Consider the following 11,462-nt stretch of genomic DNA (forward strand, 5'->3'; position numbering starts at 1 on the left):
ACAAGGATTAAATACAAATAGGATCATAACCGACATGGCAGGACTGAGCACACGACACTTATTGGGTATAAAAGATTTGAACCGGGCAGATATTGAGCTGATATTTGAAACTGCCGATACTTTTAAATCTGTTTTAAACCGGCCGATCAAAAAAGTGCCGTCGCTGCGGGATGTTACCATCGCCAATATTTTCTTTGAAAATTCAACTCGTACCCGTTTATCATTTGAACTGGCCGAAAAAAGGCTTTCGGCAGATGTGATCAATTTCGCTGCCTCATCATCATCGGTAAGCAAAGGCGAAACACTGATTGACACAGTGAACAACATCCTGGCCATGAAGGTTGATATGGTGGTAATGCGTCATCCTTATGCCGGTGCAGGCATCTTCCTGTCGAAACATGTAAAAGCACAGATCGTAAACGCGGGTGACGGCGCGCATGAACACCCTACCCAGGCTTTGCTTGACGCCTTTTCCATCCGCGAAAAGTATGGTGATGTAGCGGGTAAAAAAGTGGTGATCGTAGGTGATATCCTGCACTCACGCGTGGCACTTTCTAATATCCTTTGCCTTAAACAATTGGGGGCCGAAGTAATGGTTTGCGGGCCAACTACATTAATCCCGAAATATATCGGCTCGTTAGGTGTAAAAGTTGAACATAACCTCATTAAAGCCCTTAACTGGTGCGATGTAGCCAACATGCTCCGCATCCAACTGGAACGCCAGGATATCAAATATTTCCCTTCGTTAAGGGAATACACTATGCTTTTCGGTCTTAACAAAACTATTTTGGATTCGTTGGATAAAGAGATCACCGTAATGCACCCCGGCCCTATCAACCGCGGTGTGGAGATCACCAGTGATGTTGCCGACAGCAAACAGTCAATCATTCTCGACCAGGTAGAAAACGGTGTAGCCGTACGTATGGCTGTGCTATACCTGCTGGCCGGACAAACACCAACCATATAAATAGTATGTTTCAGGTATGAAATTCAACTTCAAAACATATCTGAAACATACTTACAAAGGCGAATTGTTTTACCTTGCCGTTATTGTTGCGTTGTATTTTTACGACAACAACAATATCATCTTCCTTATATTCTTCCCTTTTTCATTTGTACAGGGTTATTACCGCTATCAATATAAATTAACCCAGGCCGAAAAGCTCAAGGCCAAAGGCCTTACCGAAGAAGATATTGACAATATCAGCTTCGTAAAAAAGTGGGAGCACTCGCGCAAACGCGGCATGTGGAATTACTGCATTATCGACGGCGGATTTATTTTCGGATTAGCCTTATCTCTCCTAACAAGCATTATCTGGTTTAAATTAAGCGGAAAGACAGATCTTCACACCCTATTGGCCGAACCTGGTGATATGTTTGCATTTATTGGTTACAATTATATGATTGGGGCCGGTATTGCCGTTATCATATTCCGCATGAGATGGAAACGTAATGAAAAACGCTTTGTGCGCTTAACCGATCCTTTGGCCGATAACTACTTTGCCAAAGATTACCAGGATATATAAATACGCTTAATGAAATTCAAGCTTTGCCTTTTTCTTTTTATACTTACATCGGGCGTAACATTCGCCCAAAGTCATCAGCAATACAAAACCGATTCGGTATTTGTGCTGGTGAAAAAGTTCTTCAATGCCAAACAGGCCGATTCTATTTATGCTTTAACCGGGGCAAATTTCAGGCATGCCGTAAGTGAAGGCCAGTTCCGCAGCCTTAGTCAACAGCAATTGTTTCCCTTGAATGAAATTAAAGGCTCAACTGTGATCAGCTTTGTTAACAACAAGGTGAGCACTTATAAGCTGGTATTCCCATCAGTAACGCTGCAATTGCTCATGAGCCTTGATACCGACAATAAAATCGAGCTCTTTCTGTTTCAGCCCTACAAGGATATTACTGCCGATAAGACCATACAAATGCCAACATCAAATAAATTGCTTACCGCCATAGATAAACAGGTTGACGAGATAGCACATCCATATATTCAAAAAGCAAACACAGTAGGTTTAAGTATAGGTGTATTTAAAGACGGCCAGATCAGCATTTATAATTATGGCGAAACAGCCCGGGGCAACAAACAATTACCAACGGCAGGTACCTTATATGAAATCGGATCTATTACCAAAACATTTACAGCTACCTTGCTGGCTTATTACACCAACGAGGGCAAAGTAAAACTTACCGATCCCATTACCAAATACCTGCCCGATTCGGTAAAAACCAATGCTGCGTTAAATGCTGTAACCCTGCAAACGCTGAGTAACCATACATCAGGCCTGGCAAGGATTCCCGAAAACCTTCAGTTTGATTCGGCCAGTGCCGCTAATCCTTATAAAAGCTATAACAAAAAGCTTCTGTACAGTTACCTCAAAACATGTAAGCTCAATAGTAAACCGGGCGAGCAGTATGCATATTCCAATTTAGGAGTGGGCTTATTAGGAACGATATTATCGCAGGTAAGCGGCAAAACATTTGATCAGATGGTACAGGAGGTGATCTGCATCCCTTTAGCAATGAAAAATACCGTTCAGCATTTAAGCGCGTTACAGCTCCCCCACTTCACCAAAGTATATAGTCAATATGGCTACCCTACAGTTGCCTGGGATTTTGACGCCCTTGCCGCCTGCGGAGCCCTACATTCAACAGTAAATGATCTGCTGATATATGCAAAGGCTAACATGACCAGTGGCGCTGATAAGCTATCAAAGGCCTTTGAACTCACCCATCAAATAACTTACAGCAAGGATGCCAAAATAGCCCTTGGCTGGCACATCATTTTGGTTGATGGAGTGGAATACATTTTCCACAACGGTGGCACTTATGGCAGCAGCAGCTTTTTAGCTTTTAATGCTGATAAAAAACTGGCGGTGGTTGTGTTATCAAATGCAGCTGAAAGTACAGACGCTGTGGGGACGGGGATTATTAAGAAGTTGCAGGCGGGGGCTAAATAGTATAAAATCATGTCATTGCGAGGAACCAAGCAATCGCACGGAGGCAGAGCCGCTCTCTATAGCAAGCGACTGCTTCGTGCAATGACATTTTTATCCATAGGTTTTAAAAGCCATCCAAACAAAAAAAGGTGCCTGAAAACTGATCAAGCTTTCAAGCACCTTTCCCTTCGCACTATTCAGGTTGTTGATTTTGAAGAAGAAATTTTCAAATCTTCAAATCAACCAATTTTCAAATTACTAATACTTCAAGGTCGATCCGTTCCTGATCTCATCTGAAGCCGCTTTTACCAGCTTGTCATCAGGCTTCAGGTCACCACCGAAGATCTCAATGCTATCGCCGTTGCTCAGGCCTTTTTTCACATCAACCCAAACAGCTTTATGGTCAACAACTTTTATCACAAAAACCTTTTCGGTTGAAGTGGCTACAGCTGTTTTAGGCACTACATAAGTGCTATCACCGGCTGGCAGTGGCAGGCTCACTTCGGCAAACATATGCGGAAGCAGTTTTTTATCTTTATTGTAAACATCCATCTCCAGGCGTTCGGCACGTAATTTTTCATCAAGCGCACCTGCTATACGTTTTACCTGGGCGGTAAATTTTTGGCTTGGCAAGGCTCTCACGGTGAAATTAACTTCGCTTTTATTGCTTAATGCACCGGTGTAAACTTCGGGCACGGATACAACTAAACGTAGGCGACCCTGATCCTGTATGGTAAACAAGGGATCGATACTTTTACCACCCGGACCAACATAGGCCCCCAGGTTAACGTTACGGCTGGTGATCACGCCATCAAAAGGGGCACGGATCTCCAAATAAGCCAAATTAGCCGATACCTCTTTCAAGCCTGATTTTGCAGCATCAATATTGGCCTCGTCGGCGTTCTTTTTAGCTTCAGCCTGCTCCAGATCGTTTTGTGAAACGGTACCAGGGGTTTTGCTGGTGCTTACCAGCCTGTCGTAAGTGGCTTTGCTGGCAAAATAAACAGCCTCAAATTGTTTGATGCGTGATTGCGCTGCAGCCAATTGCGAGTTAATTTCGGGTGCTTCAAGTACAGCCAGTAATTGGCCTTGATGTACTTCCGAGCCGATATCAACCAAAAGTTTTTTAACATAGCTGTTGGTTTTGGCATACAGGTCAACCTGCTGATAAGGGATCAGCTCGCCGGGAATGGAGATATTGCTGCTTAATCTGCCTTTAGTTAACGATACAATTTGTACCGTTGGGGTTTCAACAGCTTCCTGCTGTTGTTCCTCTTCCTGCTGCTCCTTTTTTTCTTTATCATCTGAGTGGCAGGCGCTCATGGAGCCAACTGCCATTGCTAAAACGGCAAGCAGCAGTATTGATTTATTTTTTAGCTTATTCATGGTGGTGCAAAGGGACATAAAATTTACTTTCTTTATCTTCTGGGTCTAATGAAACAGATTGGGTAGTGGCATTACCTTGTACCCAGGCAAAAACCAATGGTAATATCAGCAACGCAGCAAAGGTTGATGCAATAAGTCCGCCGATAACGGCACGACCGAGCGGTGATGTTTGATCACCACCTTCACCTAAGCCTGACGCCATCGGGATCATACCTACGATCATGGCCAAACTGGTCATCAATATAGGGCGAAGGCGTAATGCTACCGCTTCACGGGCTGATTTCAGGGCATCGCCGTTGTGCTTGCGCAACTCTTCTGCATTGGTGATCAGTAACACGGCGTTTGAAATGGATACACCTACCGACATGATCATACCCATGTATGATTGCAGGTTAAGCGTAGCACCGGTGATCTTAACCAGCAACAGCGAACCAAACAATACGGCCGGTACGGTTGACAAAACCACCATCGACATTTTGAACGATTGGAAGTTTGCCGCCAGCATCAGGAATATCACCAATACCGCAACCAACAAACCAGTTTGTAAGCTATTTAAAGTATCGGTAAGGGTTTGGCTCAAACCATGCATCTCAACTGTTAAGCCGCGTGGTGGCTTGCCCAGTTCGTCAATGGCTTTTTGCACGTCATTAGTAGCAGTACCCAAATCCTTTTTGTTGATGTTTGCCGTTACCGATAATGTTGGCACAGCACCTACGTTATCGTCTTCACCAAAAGTGGTTCCTGTTTTAACATCGGCCACATCGCCCAATACCGGGCGGGCCTGGTTTGCCAGTACAGGAATTTCCTTAACATCATTTAAACTGGCCATCTGGTACTCGGGCACCTGTACTTGTACGAGGTAACTCAAGTTTGATTTTTCATCAATCCAGTTATTCTTTTCGGTAAACCTTGATGATGAAGTTGATGCCACCAGCGACCGTGAGATATCATTTAAACCTACACCAAGCTGCGCAGCGCGTTGCCTGTCGATATTGATATCGATAGTAGGATAATTGAATGATTGCCCAATCTGCACATCGCGCAGGTAGTCGATATTTTTCAGTTTATTGATCACCTTAAAGGCATACTCAACATTTTGCTTTTTGTTTTTACCGGTGATGGCAACTTCAATAGGTGTTGGCGATCCCTGACTCAGGATCTTATCTGTCAGCTCAATTGGCTCAAATGATAGTTTAACATCAGGCAACTGTTTAGCCATCTCATGCCTGAATTTTTCTTTCAAGTCATCAAGATTAACCTTATAATCCTCTGTTAAGCTTACCTGCATTACAGACTCCTGCGGGCCGGCCATAAACAAGTATATCGGGTTGGTTGAGAACGATGAAGGGTGCGAGCCAACAAATGTTGAGGTAATAGCTATATGGTTTTTACCCACAATATCACCTAATATATGCTGTGCTTTAACCGCTATCAGTTCGGTACGCTCCAACCGGGTGCCATCCGCAGCACGCAAACGTACCTGGAAAGTACCTGAATTTACTTTTGGCAACACGTCGCGACCAATGATATTGAACAACAGGAAGGCAAGGCCGAAAGCAGCTACCACATAAACTGTTACCAGTATTTTGCGGTTAGGCATCATGCGGTCCATCAGGTTCATAAAGCTATCCCTGAATTTATCAAAACGGGTTACATCTTTTCCTTTATGTTCAAGGGCCGCTTTCATGGCTTTTTCTTTCTGCTCCCAAGGCTCACCTTCATCCTCTAAAGCAAAACCGTCTTTATGGCTGTGGTCTTCATGTTTGTTTACCATGATCCAGTTGGCCATAATAGGCACAAAAGTTTGGGCAAGCAGGTAAGAAACAATCATAGAGAAACCAATAGCTAATGCCAGCGGCAGGAACAATGCGCCCGGGATACCGGTCATGGTAAAGGCCGGTGCAAACACCGCCAGGATACAGAACAGGATCAGCAATTTAGGAAACGCGATCTCCTTACAGGCATCCCAGATAGCCAAAGCTTTTGGTTTACCCATATCAAAGTGCTGGTGAATATTCTCAATTGTCACCGTCGACTCATCCACCAAAATACCTATTGCCAGCGAAAGTCCGCTCAGCGTCATGATATTGATGGTTTGATGCGCCAGCGACAGGAAGAATATAGCCGATATGATACAAGTTGGGATAGTAAGGATCACAATGAGCGCCCCACGTTTATCGCCCAAAAACAGCAATACCATCAACCCTGTTAGTACCGCGCCTATCGCACCTTCTTCGGCCAAACTTTTTACCGCGTTGATCACATATACCGATTGGTCAAACACGAACGACAGTTTCACATCATCGGGCAGTAAAGCCTGGAACCGCGGCAATGCCTTTTTCAGGTTTTGTACCACTTCCCAGGTTGAGGCAGTAGCCGATTTGGTGATAGGTAGATAAACCGAACGTTTACCATTAATAAGTGCATACCCGTTGGTAATATCTGCACCATCCTCAATAGTGGCTACATCCTTCATAAACACGGTTTGGATGCCGTTTTTATAAAGCGGGATATCGCCAAAATCCTGTACTTTCTTTATAGTAGTGTTTGATGGGGCAAGGTAGTTGTAATCGCCTATGCGTACGTTACCAGCCGGAGTATTCTGGTTGTTCTCGCGTAGGGCAGCCACGATCTGGTCGGGCGTTAAGTTGTGCGAGCGTAACAGGTTTGGGTCAACCTTGATCAGGATAGTACGCTGGTTACCACCAAAAGGTGCCGGTGCAACAAGGCCCGGAATAGAAGTAAACGACGAACGTACATAAACTAATGCATAATCCAGCAATTCGTTATTGCTACGGGTGGCGCTGCTCAACACCAGCTGACCAACCGGCAGCGTTGAAGCATCAAAGCGCAAAATAAAGGGCGGCTGCGACCCCTGCGGGAAGCTGGCCTGCGCCCGGTTGGTGTAACTCGTGACCTCCGCCGCGGCCTGGGCCATATTGGTGCCCTCGTAAAAAGTAACTTTTATTAACGTTAAGCCTTGTATATTTTTCGTTTCGATGCTTTTTACGCCCGATACGAAAAGCAAAAGGTTAACATATTGCTTACCGAAATAAGCCTCCATTTGGTTTGGGGTGAAACCGCCGTATGGGTGCGATACATATATAACCGGCAGGTTTAGATCGGGAAATATATCGATCTTGATAGTCCGTACCGCATTTATACCGAAGAAGAACAGCCCGGCTACTATAACCAATATGGTAATTGGTTTTTGCAGCGCCCCTTTTATCATTCCCATTGTATATGTGTGTAACTGTTAAAAATTATTGATGAAGATCCCGAAATCGCCGGTAGCTGCCGATTTGAACAGCAATGCCTGCCATACATTATTCAGGGCTATGTATTTGTCAACCTCGGCCCGGTTAAGGGTATAAAGCGCCTGTGTAAAATCAACTATGTTTGATAGTCCGTTTTTATACAGTGTATATTTTTGAATGTAAGCGTTGTTTGCGGCCGAAACTTCAACCGGTACTTCGTTCACATTTTTCAGGGCATTGCCTATGCGTGTTTGGGCCAATGCGCGCTGAGCTTCCAGTTGTTTGTCAACCAGTTCGTAATCATTCTTCAGCTGTTCTGAAGTATATTTTTGCGATTGTACCTGGTAGTGGGTCCTGAACACACTGGTAAAGTTCCATACCACACCTACACCAAACAGGTAGTTGTAACGGGTTGGGTCAACACCTGCACCGTAGCTGCCAGTATAGCTTGATTGGTCAACGCCATAATCGGATTTAAAGCCCGATCCCCTGCCCTGGTAAACACCAAAAAGGCTAAAGGTTGGCAAGGCGAAGGTGCGAAGGTACTTAGCCTGCTGATCGCTCACGTTTACCCTGTTCTGATAAAATTTCAAAGTTGGGTGATCGGTAGTAGCAACAGCGCTTAAAGCCTCCAGGTTGTTTGGCTGTTTGGTAATGAAAGCACTATCCAGCTGAAACTCCTGTGCCGGGATACCTAAATAAACCGAAAGCTGATTGCTTTGATCCTGCACGGTTTGCTGCGCGTTGGTAAGCGCTATTTTAGCGTTCGATACTTCGGCGTTGGCCAGTGATGAATCTACTCCCGGGTTTAAACCATTCTTTACGCGGGCTACAACTACTTTTTGTAGTTCCATAGCGCGGTTAAGGTTATCCTGCTGTGCTTTGCTTAGTTGCTGAGCGGCAAGGAGATTTAAGTAAGTAGCGGCTACCCTTACCTGGTGCTGAAATTGCTCCTGTACAAGATCAGTTTCATCGCGCGATACGATAGACTTCTGTACGCCTATCTTTTGCTTCGATCTGCCGAAGGCGAAAAAGTCCCAGCTAACGTTGGTTAGATAGAGCGCCCCAAAAGCAGCATTCCAGTTTTGCTTGGCCAATACCGGCCCGGATGAAGCTACAGAAAGCCCCCGGTAACCATACGATGGTCCGTTTTGGCCGTTCACTGTTCCGTAGTCCTGCTGCGCGGAGAAATTTACGTCCGGCAGATACTCCGTTTTTGTTTCTTTGAGGTATGCCTTAGATGCGTTAAGCTGGTTTGCCTTCGATTTGATGGAAGCATAGTTAGCAAGGGCCATTTGTTCAGCATCCTTAATAGAAAGGACTTTTTGCTGAGCTTGTGCGTGTAAGACATATGAAACACTCAAAAAAAACAGGAGTAATTTTTTTGAATTTGTGTTTAACATGAGGTGTATTTTATACACAGCAAATGTATATCTATATGATTCATGAAAAAAATGAATTAATTTTGTGTAAATCATTAGCAAAACTAATAATGAATATTGCATTACATCATTTCAGGTTAGTTGATACCATTTCAAAAGAGGGTTCGCTGACCAAAGCAGCAAGCGCTTTACACCTAACTCAATCGGCCCTAAGCCACCAGTTAAAAGAGCTGGAAAAGGAACTGGATATTGAGGTGTTCCATCGCCAGGGAAAGAAGCTTCAGCTTACCGAAGTGGGTTATCGTTTTCTACGAAGTTCGGAAAAAATATTGGCCGAAATACGTACCCTTGAAGAAGATATTAACAACTATAAAAATGGCAAAACCGGCAAGCTCAATATCAGTATGCAATGCTATACAGCATACCACTGGCTGCCCGGTGTAATCAAGGATTTCAAGAGCCAATGGCCTGATATTAACATAAATATAGTTTCGGATGCCAGTCGCCGACCGCTCGAATACCTCATGCGCGGCGACCTTGACCTGGGCATTGTGCGCACCCAAATGGTGAACACACACATCGTTTACGAACCCATTTTTGAAGACCAGTTAGTAGCCATTTTACCTGCCGATCATCCGCTGTCAAAAAAGGCTGTTATTGACATCTGCGACTTCCAGGATCAGGAGTTAATCCTGGCCCTTTATGACCCCTCATACCAGGAGACCCCGATCATCGAAACGCTCATCCAGGAACAGCATGTAAAACCCAAAACACTCAACCGGATCCACTACACTGATGCCACTATTGAGATGGTAAATGCAGGCCTCGGAATAAGCGTTATGGCCGACTGGATTGTGAAACCATACCTACCCGGTAAACACATTGTTACAAAACCACTGCACCATAGCATAGCAAAACGCACCTGGTATGCCGCTACCTGCAAGGATACACCGGTAATTCAGAACTTTTTGGCCTGCCTGAAAAACCATTTCTGCAAAACCGAACTATTGTGCAATGATGTTGAAGAGGCTGCTGCTTACCCAGAACTGCGTGCGATATAGCCTGCTGATATTTTTGATTTTTATCATGAACGGCCTTCATGCACAGGTTGCATTAAGGCCGTTTCCACAACATTGCCGTTATACCGCCGGCACCATCAAACCTAACCATATCAATCAGCAACAACTGGATAAACAGGTAACCTCTTTTTACGACCAATGGAAACACCGGTACATCAAACCCGGCTGCGATAAAAGCCAATTTTATGTTTGGTTTGAAAAGCCAGGTAAAGAATGCGTATCCGAGGGGCAAGGTTACGGCATGTTGATTACCGCGCTGATGGCTGGATATGACAAGCAAGCCAAAACCATTTACGACGGTTTATACAATTATTACAGAGCCCATCCCGCCAAAACATCGACTTATTTGATGGCCTGGGCGCAGGTAAAAAGCTGCAAAAACCTTGATAGAAGTACTGCTACAGATGGTGATATGGATATAGCTTATTCTCTTTTATTGGCCGATAAACAATGGGGAAGCAGGAGCAATATCAATTACTTGCAGGAGGCTAAGAACATGATGACAGCAATCATGCGCTATGAGATCAATCCCAAAACATTTTCTGTGTTATTGAGCGATGGCAGCGAGGACGATAGCAAAGATTATTATGACATGCGCGCATCCGATTTTATGCCTGCCAATTTCAAGGCTTTTGAAAGCACTTCGAAAACGGGCAAATGGCAAAAGGTGATTGATAATAATTATCGGCTTTTTGGCTACCTGCAAAAAACTTACAGCCCTGAAGCAGGCCTTGTACCTGATTTTATAAGGGGGATAGACAAGAAAGCCCGGCCTGCACAACCTAAGTACATGGAATCTGCATATGATGGTTATTATAACTATAATGCATGCCGGGTTCCATGGCGTATAGCTACCGATTATTTGTTATATGGCGATAAACGTGCGAAGGATTTTGTGAGCCCGATAAACCGGTGGATCAGGCAAACTACCGAAGGTAACCCTGATAATATTTCAGCAGGATACACATTAGAAGGCAATGATATTAAAGGCCGCTATTTTGAGGCATTGAGTTTTATAGCACCATTCACGGTATCGGCTATGGTTGATCCTGGAAACCAGCAATGGCTTAATAAAATCTGGGATTACCTCATAGCCTTTAAATTGAAGGATTATGATTATTACGATAATACCATCAAAATGCTGGATATGATTATTGTGAGCGGGAATTATTGGCGGGTGGAATAAGCGCGCTATCTTCTTCATGTCATTGCGAGGCACGAAGCAATCGCACGGAGGCAAAGCCGCTCTGTACAGCATGCGATTGCTTCGTTCCTTATAATGACGTGCATGTAAATCATTCATAATCAAGCTGCATTTTGGAGAGTAAGACCGAGTTTTTGAGCTTCTTTTTGCAGACGAGCAAGCTTTCTTGCCTTTTGTACTTCTGCATCCTGCTGAACTTTACTGCTGTC

At 44.3% G+C, this 11,462-nt stretch carries 8 protein-coding genes; 5 read left to right on the forward strand and 3 right to left on the reverse strand.

Annotated elements, in window-relative coordinates:
- The first annotated feature begins 34 nt into the window (after positions 1-34).
- The 3 genes from VF500_RS31080 to VF500_RS31090 are packed head-to-tail and all read left to right on the forward strand — an operon-like array spanning position 35 to position 2,966.
- Positions 35-967 (forward strand): aspartate carbamoyltransferase catalytic subunit, encoded by a 933-nt coding sequence (locus VF500_RS31080; protein ID WP_091163068.1) that lies wholly within the window; start codon positions 35-37, stop codon positions 965-967.
- A gap of 16 nt (positions 968-983) precedes the next feature.
- Complete coding sequence (locus VF500_RS31085) at positions 984-1,526, forward strand: hypothetical protein (protein WP_330863376.1); 543 nt, start codon at positions 984-986, stop codon at positions 1,524-1,526.
- Positions 1,527-1,535: 9 nt separating this feature from the next.
- Complete coding sequence (locus tag VF500_RS31090) at positions 1,536-2,966, forward strand: serine hydrolase domain-containing protein (RefSeq protein WP_330863377.1); 1,431 nt, start codon at positions 1,536-1,538, stop codon at positions 2,964-2,966.
- A gap of 237 nt (positions 2,967-3,203) precedes the next feature.
- On the opposite strand, the gene VF500_RS31095 is transcribed toward VF500_RS31090, so the two are convergent.
- Genes VF500_RS31095 through VF500_RS31105 form a run of 3 tightly spaced genes read right to left on the reverse strand, consistent with a single transcriptional unit; the run spans position 3,204 to position 8,991 of the window.
- Positions 3,204-4,331: an efflux RND transporter periplasmic adaptor subunit gene (locus tag VF500_RS31095; RefSeq protein ID WP_330863378.1), complete on the reverse strand. Its 1,128-nt coding sequence runs from the start codon at positions 4,329-4,331 to the stop codon at positions 3,204-3,206.
- The gene (locus VF500_RS31100; RefSeq protein WP_330863379.1) at positions 4,324-7,569 is read right to left on the reverse strand and encodes an efflux RND transporter permease subunit; all 3,246 of its coding nucleotides are present in this window, start codon (positions 7,567-7,569) and stop codon (positions 4,324-4,326) included. The genes VF500_RS31095 and VF500_RS31100 overlap by 8 nt, the downstream gene beginning before the upstream one ends.
- An 18-nt stretch (positions 7,570-7,587) precedes the next feature.
- Positions 7,588-8,991, reverse strand: a complete 1,404-nt coding sequence (locus VF500_RS31105) for a TolC family protein (RefSeq protein WP_330863380.1) — start codon at positions 8,989-8,991, stop codon at positions 7,588-7,590.
- Positions 8,992-9,080: 89 nt separating this feature from the next.
- Here VF500_RS31105 and VF500_RS31110 point away from each other — a divergent pair, with 89 nt between their 5' ends.
- A complete protein-coding gene (locus tag VF500_RS31110) occupies positions 9,081-10,031 on the forward strand; it encodes a LysR family transcriptional regulator (protein WP_330863381.1) in 951 nt (316 codons plus the stop codon).
- A 25-nt stretch (positions 10,032-10,056) separates the two neighbouring features.
- Positions 10,057-11,235, forward strand: coding sequence for a glycosyl hydrolase family 8 (locus VF500_RS31115; protein WP_330863382.1), 1,179 nt, complete (start codon positions 10,057-10,059; stop codon positions 11,233-11,235).
- The last annotated feature ends 227 nt before the right edge of the window (positions 11,236-11,462 follow it).

This window comes from Mucilaginibacter sp., assembly GCF_036383575.1.
GTDB lineage: Bacteria > Bacteroidota > Bacteroidia > Sphingobacteriales > Sphingobacteriaceae > Mucilaginibacter.